Genomic DNA, 24890 nt, shown 5'->3' with positions numbered 1-24890 from the left:
TTGCAGCCAGTTTGTGCGCGATACAGACGGTCCGCCGTTCCAACCCGGACGATCTCTCAGACGGAAACGTAGCCGACAGATAGGATACGCCTTTTTATCCGACGTCGCGAAACACGCGCACGACGTCGAATAGGAAGCATAATTGTGGAGCGTGCGTCTTTACGATACCGAAGACCGTGAGCCCGTGATGAGAATATCGACTAGGCGTTTCGCACTGCTTTCCCAGCCTGGACCGGCCGAAAAATTCGAAACCCCCGCCAGAGCGCGGAGCAGATCCAGAGGATCGATGTCGGCGCGGAATTCACCGGCGGCGATGGCAGCGGAAACAAGACTGTTGACGGCGGCTTTGAGAACGTCCCCGGAATGCGCATAGAGCGCCCCTGTTCCCCCAACCAACCCGTTGAGTGCTGGGGCGATGACCTGCTTGGCGGCGATGTAATCCACGAACAGTCGCATCCATGCGCGCAGCGCCTCCACCGGTGGATGCTGCGCGGCCAGCACGGGAGCCGCTTCAGCAAGGCGATCCAGTTCAGCGCGATACACCGCCTCGATAAGAGCGTCGCGGTTCGGAAAGTGCCGGTAGAGCGTGCCAATACCCACACCCGCGCGCCGTGCGACTTCATCCAGAGGAATGTCCACTTCCCCCATCGTAAACGCGGTTTTGGCCACGTCCAGGAGTTGTTCCCGGTTGCGCTGTCCATCGCTACGCGGTCGGCGACGGGGTTTTTTCACGTCGGTCACCTGTCCTCCCCTTGTTAAACGGAGTAATGCTCCGTATATGTAAAGCGGAGCGATGCTCCACATAAGACATTCCATGCCGCTTCGGCAAGGAATGGATGCACCATTTCAGGGAGTTCCACCCATGACTCAGGTTTTTGGCGCAACCTCAACGACTGATGATGTTCTCTCCGGCGTGTCCCTGAAGGGCAAGCGCGTTCTCGTGACCGGCGTTTCCGCCGGATTGGGTGTGGAAACAGCCCGGACGCTGGCGGCTCATGGCGCGCATGTCGTGGGCGCGGTGCGCGATCTTGCAAAAGCGGAGCGTGCAACCGATCAGGTCCGCGAGGCTGCGGCGCAGGGAGACGGTGCGTTCGAGCTTACCGCGCTGGACCTTGCGGATCTGGCGAGCGTACGCGCCTGCGCCGACCGTCTAAACGCGCAAGGCACTCCGTTCGATCTGGTTATCGCCAATGCGGGCGTCATGGCGACGCCGTTCGGACATACGAAAGACGGGTTCGAGACGCAGTTCGGCACCAACCATCTGGGACATTTCGTTCTGATCAACCGGATCGCCGGCCTGCTGCGCGATGGTGCACGGGTGGTCAATGTATCCTCGGCCGGACATCGCTTCGCCGACGTCGATCTGGACGACCCGAATTTCGAGCATACGCCTTACGTGCCGTTCGTGGCCTATGGACGCTCCAAGACCGCCAATATTCTCTTTGCCGTCGCCTTTGATGCGCGGCATCGCTCACGGGGCGTGCGGGCAACAGCTGTTCACCCTGGTGGAATCATGACGGAACTGGTGCGGCACATGGCGCCTGGCGAGATCGACGCCATGGTAAGCCAGATCAATGAACAGGCCGTCGCCGAGGGCCATGAGCCGTTCCAGTTCAAGACCATCCCGCAAGGTGCTGCAACTTCGGTGTGGGCTGGCGTCGTGGCTGATGCCGATGCAGTGGGAGCGCATTACTGCGAGGATTGTCACGTCAGCGATGTGATCCCCGACGACCAGCCGATCAGTCTGGTCAATCCAGGGGTCCGCGCCTACGCTCTCGATCCGGCACACGCCGAGGCCCTGTGGATAAAGAGCGAGGAAATGGTCGGGGAACGCTTCGCCTGACGCGTTCACGCGAACAACACTTCGGGTCAGCACAGGTTCACGGCTGTGCCCGGGACGCCGACGACCACCGTAAGCCGTCGGCTCCGCCTATCCATGAGGATGTCCATACTCGTGCGCATTATCGTATTCGGCCTGCTCCTGTCGATCGTGATCCTGAACTGGTTATGGCCACTTCCTCTTCCGGTTGCCGTGAAACTTCTGGGGGCCGTCTTCGTCATCGTGGCGTCGCAATTCCAGTTCTGGAGCAGGCTCTCTTCCGGCTCGATATTCGCACCGGAGTTCCCGAAACCGATTATCATCCTGTTCAACTGGGCGGTCGGAACGATCCTGTTTCTCACGCTGTTTCAGCTCGCACTCGATTTCTGTGCGCTGATGGTTGCGCTGGTTATGTGGCAGCCGGTCCATATCGGCACCGAAGCCCGCGTCGCGGTAGGTGGGCTGGCCGGGCTGCTTGCGGGCATCGGCGTTGCCAATGCTCTGCGGGTGCCCCCTGTCAGGGACGTGACTGTCGTCATACGTGGATTATCCCCGCTGTTTGATGGATACCGACTGCTCCAGCTGAGTGATCTGCACATCACGCGGCTCTTCTCTGCGGGATGGGCTGCCCGTGTCGTAGCGCGCGCCAACGCGGCCGATGCTGATCTGATCGTCGTGACGGGGGATTTCATCGACGGGTCGGTGGACATGCGCCGTGCCGACATCGCACCGCTCGCGGAGCTGCGCGCGCCCGATGGCGTACTGGCCGCTCCGGGCAACCATGAATATTTCTTCGATTATGCGGCCTGGATGCGCCATCTGTCGGCACTGGGTTTCGATATGCTGGAAAACCGGCACAGGGTGATTACGCGCGGCACGGCCCATCTGGTGATCGCAGGCGTGACGGATCGTTCGGCACGCGGGCACGGTCAGGTGGGCCCGGATCTTGACGCCGCGCTGGCGGGAGCGCCGACGCATGCACCGGTTGTGCTGCTCGATCATCAGCCGGGCGACGCCCGGGCCGCGGCAGCTCAGGGTGTGGCGCTTCAGCTCTCGGGCCATACGCATGGCGGGATGATCCGCGGCCTAGACCGGCTCGTGGCACGGGGCAATAACGGCTTCGTCTCCGGACGCTACCAGGTGGGCGGCATGACGCTCTATGTCAGCAACGGGACCGGTCTATGGCCCGGCTTCGCGCTCCGACTGGGCGTGCCGCCCGAGATCACGCGGTTTCATCTGCGTGCCGGATAAGGTTCAAGGCTGCCTGACAATCTCTTTCGGGTGCTGGGCAATCTCTGCCCCAGCAAGTCTCCCTCTGTGCAGTTAAATAAACGTTACGAAACGTCCTATAGGCTCTTCCAGAGTGGATATCCTGCTTGCTCCACCAGGCTGCGTGTCTGTTAAGCGACCTCAAGCAGAAAGGCGGTGTGGGCTACATTCGTATGATCGGAATTTCAGAATATGCATCCCGTCCCTGCAAACCAGGCGCGGAGTTGCGGTAAGCTTCCATCGCGACAAGATAGCCGTCGATTTCCATCCGGCGATCCCATATTCCTATAACCGCGCATTCCTCCGAGTTGCTGCCCAGCAGCGGTGGTGCAGGATGCAAGCTCTCCAGGTAACGACAGACCAGCGGTACTTCGCTGAGAACCATGCCATCATCAAATTCCAGGCAGGAACCGTGCATGATGGATTGAGCGTCCTAAATACGGGGAAAAACCGTTCTCTGCTCCGAATTAGAGAAGGATGGATAAGTGTAAAGCTTCAGGTGAAGGCACACTTGCTGTTATTTCAGTCTCTGTCTGAGATGGATTACTCTTTTGCAGACCGTGCCGTCCGACCGAACAGAATTTTCTTTCCCTTTTCCGTCACACCGGGCGCGCCGACAGGGCCTTGCCTTTTTCATAGGCCCGGATCGTTGCGGGGCGCTCGGCAATGCCTTCAAACCAGCGCTTCAGGTGCGGAAACTCTTCGAGGTTCTGCTGCTGGCGCTTCCACGGCACAACCCAGGGATAGCAGGCCATATCGGCAATGCTGTAGTCAGTGCCGCCGAGAAATGGCACCTGCGCCAGACGCCGGTCCATCACGCCATACAGACGGTTGGTCTCGTTGATATAGCGGGTCATGGCGTAGGGAATTTTCTCCGGTGCATACTGTACGAAATGATGGTTTTGCCCCGCCATTGGCCCTAGACCGCCCACCTGCCAGAACAACCATTCGATGGCTGCCATGCGCCCCCTGATGTCCGTCGGCAGGAACTGCTCCGCCTTTTCCGCGAGATAGAGCAGGATGGCGCCGGATTCAAAAATGCTGATGGGTTCGCCGCCATCTTCCGGGTTCCGGTCGATAATCGCGGGCATGCGGTTATTGGGAGAAATGGCCAGAAACTCCGGCCGGAACTGATCACCCGCGCTGATATCAACAGGATGAATAGTGTAATCCATCCCCGCTTCTTCCAGGAAAAGCGTGATTTTATGCCCGTTCGGGGTCGGCCAGTAGAAAAGATCAATCATGGGATGTCTCCTTTCTCAGACAATCGTTCGCTGCAACACGCCAGAGTAACGCGCATGCCCATAGTAACCGCTACTCACAACTGCGACATTGCACGACACCGCTGCGACAAAGCCATATCCATCACGGGTTATGGAACCTGTTTGACGACCCATTTTTCCAAGGCCCTGACATTGTCCGTCATTTCCAAGCCGCCTGGCCGGATCAGTCCGTATGATGTTCCATCCGTGTCGAACCCGGCCGGCGCCAGAAGCCGGCCGGTCGCGATATCATCCATAGCGATGATACGGGGCGACAGAGCAACACCCAAACCATTGGCGGCGGCTTCCAGCATCATGAAATGATGGTCGTACAGACGGACATCGCGCGGTGTGGGCATGTCGGGCCGGGACACCAACCAGTTCTTCCATGCCTCGGGCCGGGTGAGCGACCCGAGGGCCAGATAGCCCCCGTCGGCGAACCGCTGTGCCAGGTCAGGGCGCATGACCGGCCCGACCGCTTCCTGCGCAAGCGTGGTGACAGCCCAGTCGGGAGCAAGTGGGAAATCAAGGCGCCGGATTGCCAGCGTGATGCGGTCACGTGCGAAATCCAGCGCGCCGCCGCCGGTCGAAAGATGCACATCGATCCCCGGATGACGGTCCTGGAAGTCGGACAGGCGCGGGATCAGCCAGCGCATCGCCAGCGACCGCTCGCAGGACAGCACAATCGGCTGAGCATCGGATGACGACCGGATTTCGGTCAGCGCTGCCGCGATCCCTTTCAGTGCATCGGTTGCTGCTTCCGCCAGACGCGAGCCATCCCGGGTCGGCCGCACCCCGCGCCCATCCGGTTCCAGAAGCTGGAGTTTCAGATCGTCAGCCAGCTTGGACACCCGACGGCTGACGGCTCCGTGAGTCAGAGCCAGTTCCGTAGCTGCCGCCCGCACTGAACCCAGGCGCACAACCGCTGCGAAGGCACGCAGATCATCCAGTGAGGGCATATCAGACCGCTTCATTGGTCAGTTTTTATCACCAGAATAGGTCAGTTCATATCGATATTCCGTGGGAATTGTTCCGTTAATATCACCAGAATGACTGAAGAAGCCTTTCACGAAGTTTTGCCACTGGCTGTCACGATGGGAGATCCCGCCGGGATCGGCCCGGAGGTCGTGGCAAGGATGTTCCTGCGGCGACCATCACAACGGCACTGGATTGTCGTCGGTGATCCGTTGGTGATGCACCAGGCGCTGACAGCACTCGCCCCGTTGGCACGACTGCACCGGATCGCGAGGCCAGCCGAAGCCCGGTTCGAGGATGGAGTGCTGAATGTACTGGTCTCGTCAGAATGCGCAGAACTGCCGCCCATAGGACAGATCAGTGCCGAGGGTGGCCGCGCCGCCTACGCGGCAGTCGTGACCGCAATTCATTTGGCAAAGGCGGGAGCAATCCGAGGCATTGTTACCGCGCCGCTCCACAAGGAGGCACTTGCCGCTGCCGGACTGCACTATCCCGGCCATACCGAAATTCTTGCCGAGCAGGCTGGCGGCGGGGAGGTTGCCATGATGCTGGCGAACGAGGACATCCGCGTCGTGCTGGTGACGATCCACTGTTCTCTCAGGGATGCGATCCAGCGCGCTGACTGCCCCGCCCAGATGGCAGCAATCCGGTTGGCTCATACGGGGGCACGCGCACTGGGCATCGAACGCCCGCGCATCGCCGTAGCGGCCCTCAATCCTCATGCAGGCGAGGGCGGCCTGTTTGGCGACGAAGAGACCCGTATCATCGGTCCCGCCATCACGCAGGCTCGCCGTGAAGGCATTGACGCCTCAGGCCCCTGGTCCGGTGATACGGTATTTATGCAAGCGCGCGAAGGTCGGTTCGACGTTGTGGTCGCGCAATATCATGACCAGGGACTGATTCCGGTCAAATACATGGGTCTGGCGCAGGGTGTGAACATTACCCTTGGTCTGCCCTTCACGCGTACGAGCCCCGATCACGGCACAGCCTTCGATATCGCAGGACGGGGCATTGCTGATTCATCCAGCCTGGAAGCGGCGTTCGATTATGCCCTTCGCCTCACCAATGGAGCCTCAGTATGAGCCGCCCCGAATTCATTTTCATGCTGACCCGCCATGACCGGACGGTGGAAAACGCAGCCGACCTGGTCGAAACCGCTCGTGTGGCAGGTGTCCGCCATATCGGGTTCAAGGATATTGGTTTGCCGTTTGCGGAACTCCAGACGCTGACCAGCACCATCCGTGGGGCTGGGGCAAAAACCTATCTGGAAGTCGTCTCCCTCGATCGCGACAGTGAACTCCGCTCAATACAGGCCGGGATCGCCCTGGGCGTCGATTATCTGCTGGGTGGCACGCATGTCGATGAGGCGCTGAAGCTGCTGGAAGGTACGTCGATCCGCTATTATCCCTTTCCCGGCCGGATCAGCGGGCATCCCAGCCTTCTTGAAGGGACCGAAACCGAAATCGTGCGCAGTGCAGTCGACCTCGTGGGCCGGCCTGGTGTCCATGGGTTGGATTTGTTGGCCTATCGGTTCGTGGGAAACGTGCCGAAGCTGATCCGGCAGGTCTGCGCTGCTGTGTCGAATAAGCCTGTCATCGTGGCCGGTTCGCTCGATCGGACGGAGCGTATCCGCGCCACTGCCTCGGCAGGTGCTGCGGGTTTTACGATCGGCACAGCCTTGCTCGACGGCGCTTTTCCCGCATTACCCGATCTGGCGCAACAGATCGGCTACGTCCAGACTATCGTTCGACAACTCTGACGGAGGAAATCAATGGAAAAAATAAACCTGACTCAGGCGTTCACGACATTTTCCGATTACTGGGGTCCCCGTGTGGCGGGTGACGTCAACACGTCCCAGATCAAGCTGGCAAAATTCAAGGGAATATTCGACTGGCATCATCACGAGCATGAGGACGAACTGTTTCTGGTTGTTTCCGGAACATTGCGCATGCATTTCCGGGAACGCGACGTCGACATCGAGGCCGGTGAATTCATCATTGTTCCGCATGGTGTCGAGCATTGTCCTGAGGCTTTAGCTGACGAGTGCCATGTTGTTCTGCTGGAGCCGAATACGACGCTTAATACAGGCAATGTGACCACTGACCGGACCGTGCATACGCTGTCGCGGATATAACCTGAAATTCTACTACTGAGCGCTCAGGAGTGCCTCAGAAAATTGAAGATTATCTGTGCGGAAGTGAGCCAAACATATGGCTCGCCTTCCCATACCGGAAAGACGGCTTCTCAACTTCCGAAAAATTCAAAAAACTATTTCAACGCAGCGATCGCCGTCATCTCAATCCGCCACTCCGGCACTGCCAGCTTCGCCTCAACAGTAGCGCGTGCTGGTTTGCTTGCCGGGTCCAACCAGGCATCCCAGGCCCGGTTCATTGCCCCGATCTCCCCGATATCCGTCAGGAAAATCTGGACCGACAGGATCCGGCTCTTGTCCGTCCCCAGAGAGGCCAGAAGCGCGTCGATCTGGCGCAGGATGTCGACCGTCTGCCCTTCCGTATCGAGGCTGGCATCATCAGCGACCTGTCCGGCCAGATAGGCCAGTCCGTTATGGACCACCACGCCCGCAAGGCGCTCTTCTTCAAGGTGACGGGAAATATCGGCGTTCTTGCTCACGGGCGTGGACCTTACTGGCTGGAATTACTGAAGCAGGGTCGGGATCATCTCATGCTCGAGGATCGCATCAAGGGCGCTCTCCTCATCGTCCGCGACCGCCATGGGCGTGCCGTCGGCGGCATGGATGGCCACGACCAGTTCCCCGTCATGCATGACGGATTTGACATAGGCGAGATGGGACATGCCCAGCGTCAGGAGCTGCGGCCCCGTGATGCGCCGCAGATCCGCAGGGAGTTTGTCGTCCGAACGATCACCGTTTTCGAAGGGATTGTTCAAGTCAGGTTCCTTCTGAAGCCATGGCAGTTCATGCCGCCTGGCCCTGGGGTTCAGTCTGTAGAAAATCTGGCCGGCAGAGGCGCGTGCCGGACCTATTCGTCATCGATATCGCGGGCCGGCCGCGTCGTACGCCGCGTCTTCACGACAGGGGGCACCACTTCATGATGGACCGTCGGCCCAGGTGCCGGGCTGCGCCGCCCCTGCGAAATGGCAATCCGCTTGACGCGCACTTCCGGCTCCGGACGCAGGAGATCGATATGCAGCAGGCCATTATCAAGCCAGGCGCCGCCGATTTCGATACCTTCGGCCAGCACAAACGCCTTGTGGAACTGCCGCGCCGCAATGCCGCGATGGAGGAAAATGCGCCCTTGGCTGTCATCCGCCTGACGGCCGCGGATCACGAGCTGGTTGTCTTCCTGCGTGATCTGCAGATCGTCCATCACAAAGCCTGCGACAGCCAGCGTAATCCGCAGGGCCGTGGCGCTGAGCTGCTCGATATTATAGGGGGGATACCCATCGGACGTCGATTTGGCGGCACGTTCGAGCATCTGCTCGAGGTGATCGAAACCGAGGAACATCGGGGACGTGAACAGGCGACCGGACATAGGGCTAAAGCCTCCTCCATGAGCGAGACATAAACAGGGCCGGTCCCATCATGCGGCAACCGGCTGACCCCACGATATGGTGTCCACCCTCACGGATGCAAGCTCTACCCTTACAGGACACAACGCAAAACCTGCACTCAAACCCGATCTTGCACTGGCATTTGGCGCCCACGCTCGCTACATCGCAGGACATGAGCGAATTCGATTTCCTGTCCGGCATCGACGCGGTGCCGCCCACCCCGATCCTGATCGCCCCCCAGCCTGTGCTGCGGGAGGTCACCCGCGACGTGCGCCCCGAGGACATTGCCTTCATCCGCGAACAGCTTCCGGGCATGTTTTCCGCCATGTACAAGGCCCCGGGCATCGGCCTTGCCGCCCCGCAGGTCGGTCTGGGCATGCGCTTCGCCCTGGTGGACGTGGCCGAGGAAGACGCCCCGCGTGAGCCCATGCTGCTGATCAACCCGGAAATCATTTCTGATTCCGATCAGCTTGCCGCGCGTGAGGAAGGCTGCCTTTCCCTGCCGAACCAGTATGCCGAAGTCGTCCGCCCCGAATCGATCCGCGTGCGCTACCGCAACCTTGCGGGCGAGACGATCGAGCGCGATGCGTCCGGCCTGCTCGCCACCTGCATCCAGCACGAGATGGACCATCTCGACGGCATCCTGTTCGTCGATCACCTCTCGACGCTCAAGCGCAACATGATCATGCGCCGCCTGGCCAAAGAGCAGAAACTCAGAAGGCACTGATTTTCCGATGCGGCTGATCTTCATGGGAACGCCGGACTTTTCGGTCCCGGCGCTGCACGCTTTGCTCGACGCCGGTCACGAGGTGGTCGCGGTCTACACGCAACCGCCCCGCCCGGCAGGACGCGGCAAGGCGCTTCGCCGCTCGCCGGTCCATGAAGCCGCCGAAGCCGCCGGGATCGAGGTCCGCACCCCTGCGCGCGTCCGCCGCGACACGGCAGAGCACGCTGCCTTCGCCGCCCTGAACGCCGATGCTGCCGTGGTCGCCGCCTATGGTCTCATCCTGCCGAAAGCGATGCTGGACGCCCCTCGTCTGGGCTGTCTGAACATCCATGCAAGCCTCCTGCCCCGCTGGCGTGGCGCATCGCCTATCCAGTCCGCCATCGTCGCAGGCGATACCCGGAGCGGCGTCTCCATCATGCAGATGGACGAAGGCCTCGACACCGGCGCGGTTCTGCTGGAGGAAGCCACCCCCATCAGCGCGACCGACACCGCTAGCACGCTGCATGACCGTCTCGCCGAAATCGGTGGCCGTCTGGTCGTCCGTGCGCTGGCCGAACAGCCGAAACCTGTGCCGCAGCCCGAAGACGGCGTCACCTACGCCGAACGCCTGACCCGCGATCACGGACGTATCGACTGGACGCGCAGCGCCGCTGAGATCGACCGTCAGATCCGTGGCCTGACGCCCTGGCCCGGCGCGTTCACCACGCTCGACGATGTGGTCCTCAAGATCGGTGCAGCCATCCCGCTGCCTGCAAAGAGTCATAGCGCGGCCCCCGGCACCACGCTCGATGACAGCCTCACCATCGCCTGCGGCACGGGTGCCCTGCGCATCGACCGCTTGCAGAAACCAGGCCGCAGCATGATGTCCGCTTCCGACTTCCTGCGCGGTCAGCCCGTGCCGAAAGGCACCCGCCTTGTCTGACACCCAGGCTGCGGAGCCTCTCGCTGAACCCGGCGCCGAGCCCACGGGTCTGAACCGCTGGGCCTTGCGCATCGAATATGACGGCACCGGCTATCTCGGCTGGCAGAAGCAGAACGACGGCACCTCCATTCAAGGCCTGATCGAAGCCGCCGCCTCAAAACTGGTCCGCAACCGCCCCGTCCCCAGCATCACCGCCGGACGCACGGATGCCGGCGTGCACGCGGCAGGTATGGTCATCCACCTTGATTTCCCGGATGACGCCCCGATCGACGCCCGGCAGATCCGTGATGGCATGGGCTATCATCTCAAACCCCACCGCGTCGTCGTGCTGGAAACGGCGAAAGTCGGCCCGGAATGGAACGCGCGTTTCTCCGCGACATGGCGCAGCTACCGCTACACCATTCTCAACCGCCCTGCCCGTCCGGGGCTGATGGAAAACCGCGTCTGGCACATCAAACGCCCGCTGGACGTGGACCTCATGCAGCAGGCCGCGAACCATCTCCTCGGGTCGCACGACTTCACATCCTTCCGCGCCGTCGCCTGTCAGGCCAGAAGCCCTATCCGCACGCTGGACGTCCTGAACATCCACCGCGATGGCGAACTGGTCATGATCGACACGAAGGCGCGCTCCTTCCTGCACCATCAGGTCCGCAACATGGCCGGCACCCTGATGATGATCGGCTCACGTCAGTGGCCGGTCGAAAAAATCATTGAAATTCTGGAAGCAAAAGACCGCTGCGCGGCCGGGCAGACAGCCCCTCCCGAGGGGCTCTGCCTGATGGATGTCGGCTATCCCGACGATCCCTTCAACCGCTCCTAGGACGACAGCCCGAGCAGATCAACAACCGCATTGTAATGCGGCGGCAGCAGCCAAAGGACCCAGAGCAGCCCCCCCACCGGCAGGGTCTGCAGGACGGTCATGACAAAAGCCTGCCAGGCCGTCGTCACAAGCCCGACCTTCGTCACATACCAGGTCAGCCACAGCGTATAGAGCTGCGCCCCGAAAGCGAGTCCTCCCAGCGCCTGGCTGGACGCCGCAGCCCCCGGCAGCACGAGATGCAGCACGCCCTGCGCCATGATCAACATGGCCAGTGGCAGCCACCCGCACCAGAGCGATGCGGTGGCATAACGCGTCCACAGACCCTTGCGGCTCAAGGCGCCTGCATAAAGCTCCGACACCACAAGCTGCAACAGCGTGCAGACCAGCGGCACCACAGCCCGCACCAGCCCCATGATCCGTTCGGCAGGTGGCAGCATGAACGCCATCCATACACCAATGACTGCCAGCGCAACCGTGGGCGCCAGAGCCGCGAACAGGGCTCCCGCTCCGGGTGCGAAACAGTTAATCCCTTCGGACCGCCCCCGCCCCAGAAGCCACACGCCCAGAGGAATGGCCATATTCCCGGTGGGTGGGAACGGACCCGGCCGTCGGGGAGTCACAGCCCGTATCCTTCCATGAACGCGAGATAGATCCGCGTTAGGTCTTCCAGCGTCCCAAGCTCCACGTTCTCGTCCCGCTTGTGCATGGTCGCGCCAACAAGGCCGAACTCCGCCACCTCGCAGTATTGCGAAATAAACCGCGCATCCGACGTTCCGCCGCCAGTATCGAGCCGGGGCGTCCGTCCCGTGACACTGCGTACAGCCTTGGACAGGCACGTTACCGCATCCCCCGGCTGCGTCAGAAACGCCTCGCCGCTGATGGACACCTGCACGTCCGCCTGAGGCGCGTGACGCCGCACCACGTCCTCGATCCACGCCGTCAGAGCGGCCCCGGTATGCAGATCATTGAACCGGATATTCAGCCGGCCGACAGCACTTCCCGGAATGATATTGGTCGCCCCGTTTCCAACATCGATGCTCGTGACCTGAAGGGACGATGGATCGAACCACTCACTCCCCGCATCCAGTTCCCGTGCCGTCAGTTCGGAAAATGCTGCCAGAAGACGATGGACCGGATTATCCGCCAGATGCGGATAGGCCACATGTCCCTGCGTCCCGTGTACGATCACGACAGCATTCATGCTGCCCCGACGGCCGATCTTGATGACATCCCCCAGTGCCTGAGGGTTCGTAGGCTCGCCCAGAACGCAGAAATCCGGCAGTTCACCCCGTTCCGCCAGCCATTCAATGACGGGCTTCGTCCCGAAATGCGCCGGACCTTCCTCGTCTCCCGTAATCAGCAGCGAGACGGAACCCTTGAGCGGCCCCTGTTCCAGACGCCGCGCAACGGCTGCCACGAAACAGGCCACCCCGCCCTTCATGTCCGCAATCCCGCGTCCATAAAGCCGGTCACCCTCGATGACCGCCTCAAACGGATCATGCGCCCAGCCCTCGCCCGGCGGCACGACATCCGTATGCCCCGCAAAGCAGAGGGCGGGATGTCCTTTCCCCAGCCGGGCATAAAGATTGGGCGTTGGCGCGTCAGCAGGCCCGAAAGGGAGATGGAACGTCTCGAACCCCATCCCTTCCAGCACACCTGCCAGAAGCGCCTGAGCCCCTCCATCGGCCGGCGTGACCGACTGGCAGCGCAGCAGATCCCGGGCCAGCGCCACGGGATCCGTCGGAAAGGTTGACCCCGTCACAGGATCAGTCGCGCAGAAGATCGTTGATGGAGGTCTTGGAGCGCGTCCGCTCGTCCACACGCTTGACGATCACCGCACAGGCCAGCGACGGCATACCCGGCTCCTTCGGCGGCAGCGTGCCCGGCACGACGACGGAGTAGGCCGGAACACGGCCCATGAAGATCTCGCCCGTCGCACGGTCCACGATCTTGGTGGAGGCGCCCAGGAACACGCCCATCGACAGAACGGAGCCCTTCTCGACGATCACGCCCTCTGCCACTTCCGAACGTGCACCGATAAAGCAGTCGTCTTCAATGATGACCGGAGCAGCCTGCAGCGGCTCCAGAACGCCACCAATGCCTGCACCACCGCTGATATGGCAGTTCTTACCAATCTGGGCGCAGGACCCGACCGTCGCCCAGGTATCGATCATCGTGCCGCTGTCGACGCGCGCGCCGACATTCACGAAGCTCGGCATCAGCACCACATTCGGCGCGATAAACGCGGAGCGACGCACGATCGCACCCGGAACCGCACGGAAACCGGCCTCGGCGAAACGGAACTGGTCCCAGCCATCGAACTTCAGCGGAACCTTGTCGAATGCCGGCTCACCACCGCAACCGCGCTCCATGACCCGGCTGTCATTCAGACGGAACGACAGCAGAACCGCCTTCTTCAGCCATTCATGAACAGTCCAGCCATCTGCGAACGGCTCGGCGACACGCAGCGTCCCGGCATCCAGCGCGGACAGGACTTTTTCCACGACATCGCGGTCTTCGCCTTCCGTACGGGCGCTGAGCGTCGCACGACGCTCCCACAGAGCTTCAATGGCGGTACGAAGGGGTGCATTCGGCATCAGGTCGGTCCGGTAAAAAAGAAGCAGAAATCCGCCGGACCATGCGGTTCCAGGGGTTTCATGTCAACGGATCTTTACTCCTGTCGGCCCCTCTGCCCGTGCTTCAGCATTGTTAATGACTTCTTAACCAATCGCGCTTATGAAAACCGGGGGCTTTGACTGACTGGCCCGACCGAGAGCTCTCTGCGGGATATGTCACCCTTGCCTGATCTGCGTTCCTTGTTCTCCCAGTTCATGAACAATCCGTCCCCGGACAGGACCCCGCAGGACCTGCGGAACATGCTGGCGTCAACTCTCGAAAGCCGCGAACGCTGGCGCTCCCTGCTCTATCAGGCGGTGGATCTGGTCTTCGAGACCGACAGCCGGGGCCGGATCATCCTGATTTCCCCCGAAACATGGCTTGAACAGCCCACGACGCCCCTGATCGGCCGCCCGTTCAGCGCACTGTGCGACACCGTGAACGTCCTTCAGACCCATACCGGTACGCCTGTCCAGATCACGAACCCGCAGGGCGAGCCCCTGACCGTCATCCTCTCCTCATGCCCATTCCAGGACAGCGAAGGCCGGATCACCGGAACACGCGGCACCCTCAAGGCGGTCTCACAGACGCTGCCCGGAAGCATCGCCGTCATTGCGGCCCCGGCCGAAAGCGATTCTGCTCCCCAGCCCGACACCGCTCATGTCACGGATGGCCATTCCGACGCTGCCGGGATCACGATCCTCGCCGCCATCACCACCGCGCTCCGCAAGGCCATCGTTCCCAGACTGGCCTCTGCTGCTGCAATGGACGCCCTGCTCGCCCCCCTCGCCGCGGAAGGCGCATTGCTGGACACCTCGGCTCCGAAGAGCTTTCTTTTCATATCGTCCGCCCTGCCTGCCGACATCCAGTCCGTCCTGTCGACACCCGCCCCTCAGGCGGGCACGGAGCTGTTCAGGACCGGCAGCAGCCATGTCATGATCTGCCGCGAAAATATCCGCAGCCTCAGACAGCTCTGCCTCGTCCTCTGGCGCTCCGAGCCCTGGTCTGCCCAGGACCGGCAGCTCTGCGAGACGGTGTGCTCCCTGCTGGCCGGATTCTGGGAACTGGACAGCATCCACCGCCGGATCCTGACGGATTCCGACTATGACATCGCGTCGAACCTTCTGAACTGGAACGGCCTGAAATCGGAAATCGAGCGCCGCAGCCGCCGGCTGGATCAGGAGGCGATGGCCGCAACCCTGATCATCACCCGCGTGCCCGGCCTGACAGAGCTTTCAAAGACCCGGGGCTTCGAGGCTGGCGAAGAGGCGCTGCGTCAGTGTGTGGCTCTTCTGCGAAAAGCCATTCGTCCCACAGATGCCATCGGCCGGATCAGCAACAATACGTTCGGGCTCTGGATGGATGGCGGGGACCGCTTCGCCGCAGCCGAACGGGCCGAGCGCATGACAGCCCATGGCATTCCCATCCTGATCGATCCGCCGGTCCACCTGCCGCTTCAGCTGGGGCTTGTCTCCCGCGAAGCCAATGCCGAGGAAACCCCCGAAAGCCTGCTCGAACGTGGCATGCAGGCCCTTCAGGAAGGGGTGGCTGAAAACAGAAAATGGCGCTTCTCACACGAAGCGCCATAATCCCGGTCCAGTCCTGCTGCCAGTTGGTTACGCCTTGATAAGCGTTCCCGGTCCGGCCCGTGTGAACAGCTCCAGCAGGCAGCTGTGCGGCACGCGTCCGTCCAGAATGACGGCGGCTTTCGCCCCCTTGCGGACTGCCTCGAGGCAGGTCTCGACCTTGGGAATCATGCCGCCCGAAATCGACCCGTCGGCAATCCGCCGCGTGGCCTCTTCCGCGCTCAGCTCTTCGATGAGCTTGCCGTTCTCATCCAGAACCCCCGGAACATCCGTCAGCATCAACAGACGCGAGGCATGCACCGCACCGGCAATCGCGCCGGCCGCAGTGTCAGCGTTGATGTTGTAGGTCTCGCCGTCCTCGCCGACACCCACGGGGGCGATCACGGGAATCAGCCCCGCACCAAGCAGCGCATACAGAACCCGCGGATCGATCTTTTCCGGCTGTCCGACAAATCCCAGATCGATGACCTTCTCGATCTCACTGTCCGGATCACGCTTGGTGCGCGTCAGACGGCGTGCCTGGATCAGGCCGCCATCCTTGCCGGAAATACCGACGGCCAAGGCTCCCGCGCGGTTGATCAACTGCGCTACCTGCTTGTTGACGCTGCCGGACAGGACCATCTCGATCACATCGACCATGGACTTGTCCGTCACACGCAGCCCGTCAATGAACTCGGAGCGGATCTTCAGCCGGTCCAGCATGGCGCTGATCTGCGGCCCACCGCCATGCACCACGATCGGATTGATCCCGACCAGCTTGAGCAGGGAAATGTCATAGCCAAAGGCATGCGCCAGTTTGCCCTCGCCCATGGCATGACCACCATATTTGACGACAATCGTGTCCCCGGCATAGCGCCGAAGGAACGGCAGCGCGCTGGACAGAATGGCAGCCTGCTGCTGCGCTTCTTCCGCATTCACGACAGGCGCCACGTCCGGCAGTTTGTCGCTGTGGGTCCGGCTGTTGCTTTCAATGGGGGTCTTACTGGTCATGATCCGGACTGTCCTTCCCCTGACGTCTGGAGTGGCACGGCAAAACGGGCAATTTCTGCCCGCAGATCCTCGATCCCGAAACCGGTCTCGCTGCTGGTGGCAATGATGCGCGGATAGGCTGCGGCATGTTTGAGCGCCAGCGCCTCGACTTCCGCAATCTTCGCCGCCAGCGCCTTCGGCTTTACCTGATCGCACTTGGTCAGCACGATCTGGAACACCACGGCCGCCCGGTCCAGCAGCTCCATAACATCCCTGTCCGACGCCTTGAGCTCGATCCGCGCATCCAGAAGCAGGATGACCCGCTCAAGCGTCGTCCGACCGCGAAGATAGGCGAACATCATGTCCTGCCAATCTTCCTTGACCGACTTTGCCGCCTTCGCAAATCCGTAGCCCGGCATGTCCACCAGAGACAGGCGGTCGGCCAGATTGAAGAAGTTGAGCTGCTTCGTCCGCCCCGGCTCGGACGAGGCCCGTGCCAGCGCACGACGCCCCGTCAGCGCATTGATGATGCTCGATTTGCCGACATTGGAGCGTCCGGCAAATGCCACTTCGGGGCGGCCGACGGGTGGGAGCTGGTCGATTTTCTGCGAGCCGAAGAAGAACTCACATTCTCCCGCGAACAGAAGCCGCCCATCCTCGATCTGGGCCTCGCTCGGAGGCCCCGGGATTTCTTTGATCATGTCTCTGGCCGTCAGGTCCGTGATACCGGAACGGGCAGACCGGTCCGGCGCTGGATGAACATCTGCTGCGCCACCGTCAGCAGGTTGTTCCAAGTGTAATAGACCAGAAGACTGGCCGGGAAGCCGGACATGAAGAACACATAGGCCAGCGGCATGAACTGCATGACGCGCGCCTGCGCCGGATCGAGGCTTGCCGTCGAACTGGTCTGGCGCTGCAGCAGCCAGAACGTCAGGCCCAGTGCGGCACCCCAGATGCTGACATGCAGGAACGACGAGTAGTGCGTCGGATCGAACGGCAAAAGGCCGAACAGGTTGAACACGTTTGTCGGGTCCGGCATCGACAGATCATGGATCCAGCCGAAGAACGGTGCATGACGTGCATCGATGCTGATGTTCAGGATCTTGTACAGGCAGAAGAAGATCGGCGCCTGGATCAGCATCGGCAGACAGCCGCTCGCCGGGCTCACCTTCTCTTCACGATACAGCGCCATGACCTTCTGGTTCATGGCCATCGGATCGTCCTTGTTCTTCTCCCGGATCTCCTTGACCTTCGGCGCCAGCAGACGCATCCGCGCCGAGGACTGGGCAGCCTTGGAAGCCAGCGGGAAGAGAACGATCTTGACGATCAGCGTCAGCGCCATCAGCGCGAGGCCGAAATTGCCCAAATGCAGATACAGCCAGTGCAGCAGCGTCAGTAGCGGACGGGTCAGGAAGCTGAACCAGCCAAAGTCGATCGCCTTGTCCAGATCCGGAATGCCAAGCTGCTTGCTGTAGCCCTGAAGCAGGCTGACAACCTTCGCACCTGCAAAGATATGGCTCTTCTCGGTGATGGAACCGTTCGGCATGATCTGCTGGGCGTTCTGGGTGGATATCCCCACCTGATACGACCCCGGCGTCCCCGGCACGTAAGCAAAGCTCGCCGCAACCGGCGTGCCATCCGCAGGGACCACGGCCGTCAGCCAGAACTTGTCGCTGATACCGTCCCAGCCATTCGTACCCGTGGACGACCAGGACACGTGATCCGGATGGTCAGCCCCTTTGCGCAGGTTCTTGTAGCTCTCGTCCTGCATCCGGCCACCGATGACGGCGATTGGCCCCTCATGCGCAGTGAAAGCCCCTTCCGGCGCATCATAGTCACGCTGCACTCGCTCGAACGGCACCAGAGCCACCGGCTGACCCGAATGGTTCTCGACCGTCTGGCTCACCGCAAACATGTAGTGCTCGTCCAGTGCGATCTGGATGGAGAACACCAGCCCCTGCCCGTTATCCCAGTGCAGCGTCACCGGATGATCGGGCGTCAGCGTCTCGTCGGCGCTCTCCCAGACCGTATTCAGATCCGGCACGCGGGCATTGGAGCCCGGCGCATTCGTCCAGCCGATCACGACGAACGTGGGATGCGCACTCCCCGCCTTGTCCAGCAGCCGCACCAGCGGGCTGTCCTTGGCCAGGGTCTCGCGATATTTCGTGAGGATCAGATCATCCAGCACCGCGCCCTTCAGGTTGAGGGAGCCCTGCACGTCCGGCCCCGTCACCGGAATGCGCCGCGCAGTCGCCTGCGTTTCGGCAGCAGCCTCGGCAGATGGCGCAGCCGTGATCGGCGCGCTGTTCTGAACCTGTGCTGCAGGCGCATGTGTGACGGGATGGGGATCGTCCTGATGGGGCTTCGGCATGAAATAGTCGAAACCGATCAGGATAAGGGCCGAGAGAAGTGTGGCCGCAATAATGCGTTTGGTGTCCATCGGGCGGATGCCGGTCTTTCGTCTCACTGAATAGGGCTTGCGCCTCAAGTGGCCGAAAACCGCATTCAAAACAATAGGCGGAGGGCTTTTTTAATGCCGGTGTGGCTTCGGAGGCAGGTCCACACCCCCTTCTGACCAGGGATGACAGCGCCCGATCCTGCGCAGTGCAAGCCATCCCCCACGCACAGGCCCATGCTCACGAATGACCGTCAGCGCATAGGTGCTGCATGTCGGATCGAACCGGCAGTTCTTGCCAATGAACGGGCTGATGAAAAGCTTGTAGGCGTCGATGAGCGACAGCATCAGGGCCGTAACGGCTTTCCTGATCACGGACGCGATCATTTCGCCCGGTCCCGGCCTTTGCCAGACGGCCCGCGGGGGCTTTCCCGGAAATTGACGTCCAGCCCCTTGCGAAGGGCCTGACGCAGATCATCCTTGAGAAGGGAAAAATCGCGCTCCCGGGTCTTGTCCCGTCCGATGAGGACGAAATCGCCGGAAGGCAGACCGTCTTCCCGCGCAACGAGACGCAGGGCCTCGCGGAGGCGACGGCGGGTGCGGTTACGGATGACAGAATTACCGACTTTTTTCGTGACCGTGAAACCGACGCGGGTTTCGGTCGCTGTGTCATCCGGCAGGATCTGCACGACCATACCGGGAGTGGCGACCTTGCGCCCCTTCCCGGCCACACGCAGAAACTGCGGCCGTTTTTTCAAACGGCGCGGAGTGTGGCCTGTTGTATGGATCGTGCCGATCGGGTCAAACTCAGGCGGAGAGCTTCTTGCGACCCTTGGAGCGACGGTTGGCCAGTACGCGGCGGCCGCCGACGGTTTCGCTACGCGTACGGAAACCGTGACGACGCTTGCGAACCAGCTTGGAGGGTTGATACGTGCGCTTCATGACGTTGATCCTTAAAAACCAGGCGGACGCCTCAACTGCTGGACATCCGCGTCGATCGGGCGCACGAAACGCCCGGTGATTGAGACCCGGGCTTGTAAGCACGCAGGCCCCTTATGTCAATGCCAGACCTACAGGAACTTCAGCCCATGCCCGAGTCCAGCAATACTCTCCCCGCCAGCAACTCCCCCCAGGACGTCGCGACCTTCCGCCACGACATGCGCAACGCGCTCGCCTCTGCCCTGCTCTGTGCCGACATTCTCGGCACGCACAAGGACAAGGCGGTCCAGCAGAACGCAAAGACGATCGTCGATGCGCTGGAAAATGCCCTGAAGCTGCTGAAAAACTTTACTTCTTCTCGATAAGCTCGATCTTGTAGCCGTCGGGATCCTCGACGAACGCAATGATGATCGTTCCGAATTTCAGCGGACCGGCCTCACGTGTCACCTTACCGCCTCCGCTGCGGACCGTCTCCACAAGAGCGGCCACATCCGGCACGCCAATTGCGAAATGCCCGAAACCGGTGCCGACCTCATAGTCGGTTTCCTGATCCCAGTTATAGGTCAGCTCGATCTCGGCCTGTCCGTGTTCATTGTCATCGAATCCGATGAAAACGAGCGTATAACGCCCCTCGCGCACTTCCTTGCGGCGAAGTTCCTTCATCCCGAGCAGCTTGTAGAACGCCAGACTCCGGTCGATATCCCGGATTCTCACCATCGTATGCAGAAACGTGCTCATCACTTGTCCTTCAGATCTTCCGGCGTCAGCCCATACAGAAACAGCCCATAACGATCCGCCAGCTTCACACAGCCAGCAGGGTCCGTCATGAGGGTCACTCCGGGCTGGAACGCAACGCCCCGCAATCCGTTCCGGGCTGCATTCTCCAGCGTCTCCGGCCCAATTGTCGGCATGTCCGCCCGAAGGTCCTGCCCCGTCTTGGGCATCTTCACCAGAACGCCGCCACTTCCCGCCTGCATGAGCCGCCCACAGCGCCCCAGCATGGCATCCGTCCCTTCCAGAGCCTCGACCGCCAGCACGAGACCGTTCTGGACAACACATCCCTGACCAATATCCAGGGTTGCCATGACCTTCAGGACTTCGACACCCCGGGCAATATCCTGTTTGGCCTGGGCGTCCGGAAGGACACGGCCGAGGGTTCCGGAGCGACCGGTGGCATGTTCGAGAAACTCGTGAGCGCCGCGGACATGGAAGCCCTCCTCACCGAGGACACGGACGACGGCTCCGAGCAATCCGTCATCGCCCGAGAAGATGGCACGGCCCAGCCTAGCGAGGATACGCGCGCCTTCGGCATCGGGACGCAGGTCACGCCATGCGGGACGACGCACCGGCCCGATCAGGACCAGTTCGCGGCAGTTGTTCCGTTTGAGAGCACCGAGAATGTCTCCGGCAGCGGCAAGACGAATGATTTCATGCGGGTAGGATTCGAGAAGCGCACGATCGGCGAAATCCCGGAATCCAATGACGAAAACCTTGCGTCCCTTGGCGATGGCTGCGGCGGCGACCTGCGCGGGAAGCGGTCCCGAGCCTGCCAGAATGCCGATGCAACCACGATCCCCCACGATCAGGCGCCTTCGGTTTCGGACTGTCCTTCCTGACGCGCAACGCGGGTCAGGCCTCGACGGCTGGGGGCTTCCATGAAGTCCAGCATCTCGGCGATGCGGGGGAGATGCCCGTATTCCTGACGGACTTCGGCAATCCGGGCTTCCAGAACGGACTCCGTCGCACCATGACGCGGGTAAAGCGTCCGGAAGGCGCGGCGCATGGCCTGCATTTCCTCAGGCCCAACGCCAGAACGCTTCAGGCCGATCCAGTTCAGTCCGACCAGACGGGCGCGATTCCCCAGAACGCTTCCGTAAGGAATAACGTCCATTTCCACACCGCAGACACCGCCAACAACGGCACCACGGCCGATCCGGACGAACTGGTGCAGCGCGGCCGAGCCCATGATCTTGGCGTCATCGTCGATCTCAACATGGCCACCCATGACGACATTGTTGACGATGATGACACGGTCACCGAGGACGCAGTCATGGGCGACGTGTGAATTGGCCATGATCAGGCAGTTCGCGCCGATCCGCGTCAGGGCATGCCCCTGCGCGGTGCCACGATGAATCGTCACGTTTTCACGAATGACGGTATTGGCCCCGACCTCGCACAGTGTCGGCTCGCCAGCGTATTTGAGGTCCTGCGGCGCCAGACCGATCGTCACGAACGGATAGACTTCCACACCTTCACGCAGGGTCGTGTAGCCATCCACGAGAACGGACGCATGCAGACAGACCCCGTCACCGATCGTGACATTGGGACCGACCAGGCACCAGGGGCCAATGCGCACGTTCTCCCCGATGCGCGCGCGCGGGTCGACGATGGCGGTCGCATGGATTTCGGCGGTTTCGGGGCGCTTGCCTGCCATCTGCATCAGGGTCAACCCATGATCATCGCACTGAAGGTCGCTTCGGCAACGGCGACATCGTCCACGCGGGCCACACCCTTGAATTTCCAGACATTGGCGCGGGAGCGCTCCTTGTCGACATGGATCCGGAGCTGGTCACCAGGGCCGACCGGGCGACGGAATTTCGCATTTTCGATCGTCATGAAATAGACCAGCTTGCCTTCAAACGCCTTGCCCAGCGTCATGACCACCAGCGTCGCTGCCGTCTGGGCCATGGCCTCAACGATCAGCACGCCCGGCATGACGGGGTGAGACGGGAAATGTCCCTGGAAGAACGGCTCGTTGACCGTCACGTTCTTGATGCCGATGGCGGACTGCCCGGCATGGATCTCGACCATCTTGTCGATCAGCAGAAACGGATAGCGATGCGGGATCGACTGCATGATCTTCAGGATGTCGATGCTCTGCGGAACCTGATGGCTGTCAGCAGCGGCGTCTGTCGCGGGAGTCATCTGTTCGGCTGGAGCGTCCACTCGGTCCATCGTTTCACCATGCCCTTCAAGCGGTGTTGTCTGTCAGTCGCTGCCCTGTGGCAGCACGAATGGCTTCCCTTAGCAAACCTGCGGGGGAGTTACCATCCGCGCCGCAGGACTGCTAGTCCCCGCTTTTACGCGAAAGTTTCCGCAAGGTGGCAACATTACGAAAAAATTCGCGGAACGGCATCGCAGGGCTGCCGATGACGTCGGCGCCGGCATCCACATCCGACATGACGCCACACTGGGCGCCGATCCGGGCCTTCGCGCCGATCTTGATATGTCCGATCAGGCCGGCCTGTGCAGCAATGGTGACGAAATCACCCAGTTCCGTAGAGCCGGAAATTCCGGCCTGCGAGACGACGATGCAGCAGCGCCCCAGACGGGCATTGTGGCCGATCTGCACGAGATTATCGATCCGGGTTCCGGCTCCGATCAGGGTGTCACGCATGGAACCACGGTCGATGGTGGAGTTCGCCCCCACTTCCACACCATCTTCCAGCACGACGAGCCCGAGCTGGGGAACCGTTTCAAAACCTTCGGGGCCGACGGCGAACCCGAAACCATCCTGACCGATACGCACACCGGGATAGAGCGTGACGCGATCTCCGATCCGGGCATGGGAGATCGCGGCATGGGCCCCGATACGGCAACGCTCACCAATCTCGACGCTCTGGCCGATGCTGGCATGGCTTGCGACAATGCTGTCACGACCGATACGAACGCCGCTGCTAATGACGGCGAAAGGACCGATCTCGACGTTTTCGCCAATTTCGGCGTCTTCCGCGATCCAGGCACTCGGATGGCGGACACCCGTGGAAGCAGGTGCCGGATGGAACAGCGTGGCCACACGTGCCCAGGCCAGATAAGGCGCCTTGCAGGCCAGCCCCGCCGTATCGGGCGGCAGCTTGTCAGTGAAGGCCGGGGAGAGAATGACCGCTCCGGCCTTCGTTTCCGCCAGAAGCGGCAGGTAGCGGCGATTATCGAGGAAGCTGATTTCATCCGGTCCTGCAACATGCAGGGGCGCAACGCCACGGAACTCGGACAGCCCCTTCCCTGATGCGGCCGGAATGATGTCGCTTCCCGAGACCTCTGCCAGCCGTTCCAGACCGAAAGGTCCGGAACGCTGGAAGAAACGGCTGTCGCCCGGGCGACTTTCGTTTTCTGTCATGTCAGACACGGCCCGGCGCCTCAGTGATGCTGACGCAGAACGGACTCGCTCGGTGCGGACGCCGGAGCCTGCTGGGGTCCGGGAGCCTGCGGTCCCTGGGCCTGCCGCTGTTCGTCAGCCGTGGTGGGCATCTTGCCGGAGCGGGCGAGCTGCTCGGGGTCCACGCCATCATCGGGAATGAAGACATGAGGCAGAGTCTTGTTGAGCTGCGTGCCGACTTCCTCGGTGATGTCCTGACCGCCGACATGAAGCACGACCTGCTCCGCATGCAGGATCAGGTTCATGTTGTGGGCAGCGGCGACGGCGGCGATGATGCCGTTCGGCTCTTCCAGCTCACGCTCGATCTGATGCATGGCAACCTGTGCCGCTTCCTGGATGATGCGGGCCTGATTGCCGAAATCGTGCTGATCCTTGGCACGACGTTCCTGCAGGTGACGTTCGCGCAGCTGGATCTGGTCGGACGTCAGGCTGCGGGCCTGGGCCTGAAGCTTCTGCTGCTCGCCACGCCAGGCGGCTTCCTCACGCTGCACAGCCTGTGCCAGACGGTCACGGCGAGCGCCCAGAACCTGCTGGATTTCCTGCCAGGCGCTGGAAATCTGCATGACGGCCTGGACATTGATCACGCCAATGACGGCAGCCGGCGGCGGAGAGGCCCTTGCGATGCTCGGGGGAGCCGGGATCGGCGGCAGCGGCAGGATCGGCGGAGCCTGCTGCTGTTCAGCCGGTGCGGAGTCTTCTTCCTCATCCGGCGCGGCTTCCGGAACGCGGCGCTGGACAGGGCGCGGCGGAGGGGCGTCAGGATGAGCAGCCTTGGGAACGAACCAGCCACCATTGCCGCCGGAAGCCTGGGCATGGGCGCCCGGAGCGGAGACGAGAATCGTCGCTGCCAGAAGCGCGCCGGCCGAAACCGTGCGCATCAGGGAATTGAGGGTCATGACCACCT

The 24890-nt window shown here is 61.7% G+C and carries 31 protein-coding genes and 1 pseudogene; 10 read left to right on the top strand and 22 right to left on the bottom strand.

Features of this window, described 5'->3' with window-relative positions; translation table 11 throughout:
• Positions 1 to 159 precede the first annotated feature (159 nt).
• On the bottom strand, positions 160 to 741 hold the full coding sequence (locus HKD27_RS01760) for a TetR/AcrR family transcriptional regulator (protein WP_194688136.1): 582 nt from the start codon (positions 739 to 741) through the stop codon (positions 160 to 162).
• 121 nt (positions 742 to 862) lie between these two features.
• Between HKD27_RS01760 and HKD27_RS01755 the strand changes: the two genes are divergently transcribed.
• A complete protein-coding gene (locus tag HKD27_RS01755; RefSeq protein WP_194688137.1) occupies positions 863 to 1843 on the top strand; it encodes an SDR family NAD(P)-dependent oxidoreductase in 981 nt (326 codons plus the stop codon).
• Between the two features lie 111 nt (positions 1844 to 1954).
• Positions 1955 to 3070, top strand: coding sequence for a metallophosphoesterase (locus HKD27_RS01750; protein WP_197436591.1), 1116 nt, complete (start codon positions 1955 to 1957; stop codon positions 3068 to 3070).
• 181 nt (positions 3071 to 3251) lie between these two features.
• On the opposite strand, the gene HKD27_RS01745 is transcribed toward HKD27_RS01750, so the two are convergent.
• The 3 genes and pseudogenes from HKD27_RS01745 to HKD27_RS01735 all read right to left on the bottom strand — a co-directional run bounded on the left by HKD27_RS01745 (position 3252) and on the right by HKD27_RS01735 (position 5324).
• Positions 3252 to 3506, bottom strand: a complete 255-nt coding sequence (locus HKD27_RS01745) for a hypothetical protein (RefSeq protein WP_194688139.1) — start codon at positions 3504 to 3506, stop codon at positions 3252 to 3254.
• 125 nt (positions 3507 to 3631) lie between these two features.
• Positions 3632 to 4332: pseudogene (locus HKD27_RS01740) on the bottom strand (glutathione S-transferase N-terminal domain-containing protein).
• 128 nt (positions 4333 to 4460) lie between these two features.
• On the bottom strand, positions 4461 to 5324 hold the full coding sequence (locus tag HKD27_RS01735; protein ID WP_194688140.1) for a LysR substrate-binding domain-containing protein: 864 nt from the start codon (positions 5322 to 5324) through the stop codon (positions 4461 to 4463).
• A gap of 75 nt (positions 5325 to 5399) precedes the next feature.
• On the opposite strand from HKD27_RS01735, the gene pdxA reads away from it, so the two are divergent.
• Genes pdxA through HKD27_RS01720 form a run of 3 tightly spaced genes read left to right on the top strand, consistent with a single transcriptional unit; the run spans position 5400 to position 7459 of the window.
• On the top strand, positions 5400 to 6407 hold the full coding sequence (pdxA, locus tag HKD27_RS01730; RefSeq protein ID WP_228518244.1) for a 4-hydroxythreonine-4-phosphate dehydrogenase PdxA: 1008 nt from the start codon (positions 5400 to 5402) through the stop codon (positions 6405 to 6407).
• Entirely contained in the window at positions 6404 to 7084 is a 681-nt protein-coding gene (locus tag HKD27_RS01725; protein ID WP_194688141.1) for a 4-hydroxythreonine-4-phosphate dehydrogenase, read from the top strand. The genes pdxA and HKD27_RS01725 overlap by 4 nt, the downstream gene beginning before the upstream one ends.
• 12 nt (positions 7085 to 7096) lie before the next feature.
• Complete coding sequence (locus tag HKD27_RS01720; protein ID WP_194688142.1) at positions 7097 to 7459, top strand: cupin domain-containing protein; 363 nt, start codon at positions 7097 to 7099, stop codon at positions 7457 to 7459.
• A gap of 134 nt (positions 7460 to 7593) precedes the next feature.
• Here HKD27_RS01720 and HKD27_RS01715 read toward each other — a convergent pair whose 3' ends face one another.
• The 3 genes from HKD27_RS01715 to HKD27_RS01705 all read right to left on the bottom strand — a co-directional run bounded on the left by HKD27_RS01715 (position 7594) and on the right by HKD27_RS01705 (position 8837).
• A complete protein-coding gene (locus HKD27_RS01715; protein WP_194688143.1) occupies positions 7594 to 7956 on the bottom strand; it encodes a RidA family protein in 363 nt (120 codons plus the stop codon).
• 24 nt (positions 7957 to 7980) lie between these two features.
• Positions 7981 to 8232, bottom strand: a complete 252-nt coding sequence (locus HKD27_RS01710; protein ID WP_194688144.1) for a DUF1150 family protein — start codon at positions 8230 to 8232, stop codon at positions 7981 to 7983.
• Between the two features lie 92 nt (positions 8233 to 8324).
• Positions 8325 to 8837: an Hsp20 family protein gene (locus HKD27_RS01705; protein ID WP_041112093.1), complete on the bottom strand. Its 513-nt coding sequence runs from the start codon at positions 8835 to 8837 to the stop codon at positions 8325 to 8327.
• A gap of 191 nt (positions 8838 to 9028) precedes the next feature.
• Between HKD27_RS01705 and def the strand changes: the two genes are divergently transcribed.
• From def to truA, 3 genes are read left to right on the top strand one after another with little or no spacing between them, the layout of a single operon-like run.
• Positions 9029 to 9583 (top strand): peptide deformylase, encoded by a 555-nt coding sequence (gene def / locus HKD27_RS01700; RefSeq protein ID WP_062456437.1) that lies wholly within the window; start codon positions 9029 to 9031, stop codon positions 9581 to 9583.
• 7 nt (positions 9584 to 9590) lie between these two features.
• Entirely contained in the window at positions 9591 to 10505 is a 915-nt protein-coding gene (gene fmt, locus HKD27_RS01695) for a methionyl-tRNA formyltransferase (RefSeq protein ID WP_062495911.1), read from the top strand.
• A gap of 49 nt (positions 10506 to 10554) precedes the next feature.
• The gene (gene truA, locus HKD27_RS01690; protein ID WP_370544215.1) at positions 10555 to 11325 is read left to right on the top strand and encodes a tRNA pseudouridine(38-40) synthase TruA; all 771 of its coding nucleotides are present in this window, start codon (positions 10555 to 10557) and stop codon (positions 11323 to 11325) included.
• Here truA and HKD27_RS01685 read toward each other — a convergent pair.
• The 3 genes from HKD27_RS01685 to dapD are packed head-to-tail and all read right to left on the bottom strand — an operon-like array spanning position 11322 to position 13922.
• A complete protein-coding gene (locus tag HKD27_RS01685; protein ID WP_194688146.1) occupies positions 11322 to 11945 on the bottom strand; it encodes a hypothetical protein in 624 nt (207 codons plus the stop codon). The two genes, truA and HKD27_RS01685, sit on opposite strands and share 4 nt — an antisense overlap.
• Complete coding sequence (dapE, locus tag HKD27_RS01680) at positions 11942 to 13087, bottom strand: succinyl-diaminopimelate desuccinylase (protein ID WP_194688147.1); 1146 nt, start codon at positions 13085 to 13087, stop codon at positions 11942 to 11944. The genes HKD27_RS01685 and dapE overlap by 4 nt, the downstream gene beginning before the upstream one ends.
• Before the next feature lie 4 nt (positions 13088 to 13091).
• On the bottom strand, positions 13092 to 13922 hold the full coding sequence (dapD, locus tag HKD27_RS01675; protein ID WP_011253351.1) for a 2,3,4,5-tetrahydropyridine-2,6-dicarboxylate N-succinyltransferase: 831 nt from the start codon (positions 13920 to 13922) through the stop codon (positions 13092 to 13094).
• A 192-nt stretch (positions 13923 to 14114) separates the two neighbouring features.
• Between dapD and HKD27_RS01670 the strand changes: the two genes are divergently transcribed.
• Positions 14115 to 15530 (top strand): diguanylate cyclase domain-containing protein, encoded by a 1416-nt coding sequence (locus HKD27_RS01670; protein WP_194688148.1) that lies wholly within the window; start codon positions 14115 to 14117, stop codon positions 15528 to 15530.
• A 27-nt stretch (positions 15531 to 15557) separates the two neighbouring features.
• Here HKD27_RS01670 and argB read toward each other — a convergent pair whose 3' ends face one another.
• From argB to rpmH, 6 genes are all read right to left on the bottom strand, one after another.
• The gene (gene argB / locus HKD27_RS01665) at positions 15558 to 16517 is read right to left on the bottom strand and encodes an acetylglutamate kinase (RefSeq protein ID WP_228518245.1); all 960 of its coding nucleotides are present in this window, start codon (positions 16515 to 16517) and stop codon (positions 15558 to 15560) included.
• The gene (gene yihA / locus HKD27_RS01660) at positions 16514 to 17197 is read right to left on the bottom strand and encodes a ribosome biogenesis GTP-binding protein YihA/YsxC (RefSeq protein ID WP_194688149.1); all 684 of its coding nucleotides are present in this window, start codon (positions 17195 to 17197) and stop codon (positions 16514 to 16516) included. The genes argB and yihA overlap by 4 nt, the downstream gene beginning before the upstream one ends.
• 11 nt (positions 17198 to 17208) lie before the next feature.
• Positions 17209 to 18936, bottom strand: coding sequence for a membrane protein insertase YidC (gene yidC / locus HKD27_RS01655; RefSeq protein WP_194688150.1), 1728 nt, complete (start codon positions 18934 to 18936; stop codon positions 17209 to 17211).
• A gap of 90 nt (positions 18937 to 19026) precedes the next feature.
• Positions 19027 to 19278, bottom strand: a complete 252-nt coding sequence (yidD, locus tag HKD27_RS01650; protein WP_194688151.1) for a membrane protein insertion efficiency factor YidD — start codon at positions 19276 to 19278, stop codon at positions 19027 to 19029.
• Positions 19275 to 19649: a ribonuclease P protein component gene (gene rnpA, locus HKD27_RS01645; protein WP_041112084.1), complete on the bottom strand. Its 375-nt coding sequence runs from the start codon at positions 19647 to 19649 to the stop codon at positions 19275 to 19277. Before rnpA ends, yidD begins: the two co-directional genes overlap by 4 nt.
• A gap of 49 nt (positions 19650 to 19698) precedes the next feature.
• Complete coding sequence (rpmH, locus tag HKD27_RS01640; RefSeq protein ID WP_011253345.1) at positions 19699 to 19833, bottom strand: 50S ribosomal protein L34; 135 nt, start codon at positions 19831 to 19833, stop codon at positions 19699 to 19701.
• A 146-nt stretch (positions 19834 to 19979) separates the two neighbouring features.
• Between rpmH and HKD27_RS01635 the strand changes: the two genes are divergently transcribed.
• Entirely contained in the window at positions 19980 to 20195 is a 216-nt protein-coding gene (locus tag HKD27_RS01635; RefSeq protein WP_228518246.1) for a hypothetical protein, read from the top strand.
• On the opposite strand, the gene gloA is transcribed toward HKD27_RS01635, so the two are convergent.
• The 6 genes from gloA to HKD27_RS01605 all read right to left on the bottom strand — a co-directional run bounded on the left by gloA (position 20179) and on the right by HKD27_RS01605 (position 24882).
• Positions 20179 to 20568, bottom strand: a complete 390-nt coding sequence (gene gloA, locus HKD27_RS01630) for a lactoylglutathione lyase (RefSeq protein WP_011253344.1) — start codon at positions 20566 to 20568, stop codon at positions 20179 to 20181. The genes HKD27_RS01635 and gloA overlap by 17 nt on opposite strands.
• A complete protein-coding gene (locus HKD27_RS01625) occupies positions 20568 to 21410 on the bottom strand; it encodes a UDP-2,3-diacylglucosamine diphosphatase LpxI domain-containing protein (protein WP_194264140.1) in 843 nt (280 codons plus the stop codon). The genes gloA and HKD27_RS01625 overlap by 1 nt, the downstream gene beginning before the upstream one ends.
• 2 nt (positions 21411 to 21412) lie before the next feature.
• Positions 21413 to 22270, bottom strand: a complete 858-nt coding sequence (gene lpxA / locus HKD27_RS01620; RefSeq protein ID WP_011253342.1) for an acyl-ACP--UDP-N-acetylglucosamine O-acyltransferase — start codon at positions 22268 to 22270, stop codon at positions 21413 to 21415.
• A gap of 5 nt (positions 22271 to 22275) precedes the next feature.
• On the bottom strand, positions 22276 to 22785 hold the full coding sequence (gene fabZ / locus HKD27_RS01615; protein ID WP_011253341.1) for a 3-hydroxyacyl-ACP dehydratase FabZ: 510 nt from the start codon (positions 22783 to 22785) through the stop codon (positions 22276 to 22278).
• Positions 22786 to 22897: 112 nt separating this feature from the next.
• Positions 22898 to 23947, bottom strand: coding sequence for a UDP-3-O-(3-hydroxymyristoyl)glucosamine N-acyltransferase (gene lpxD, locus HKD27_RS01610; RefSeq protein WP_194688366.1), 1050 nt, complete (start codon positions 23945 to 23947; stop codon positions 22898 to 22900).
• Positions 23948 to 23967: 20 nt separating this feature from the next.
• Entirely contained in the window at positions 23968 to 24882 is a 915-nt protein-coding gene (locus HKD27_RS01605) for an OmpH family outer membrane protein (protein ID WP_194688153.1), read from the bottom strand.
• Positions 24883 to 24890: the final 8 nt, after the last annotated feature.

The sequence above is a fragment of the Gluconobacter sp. R75690 genome, assembly GCF_015244525.1.
GTDB classification, from domain to species: Bacteria; Pseudomonadota; Alphaproteobacteria; order Acetobacterales; family Acetobacteraceae; genus Gluconobacter; species Gluconobacter potus.
This window is presented reverse-complemented; position numbering and strand designations above follow the sequence as displayed.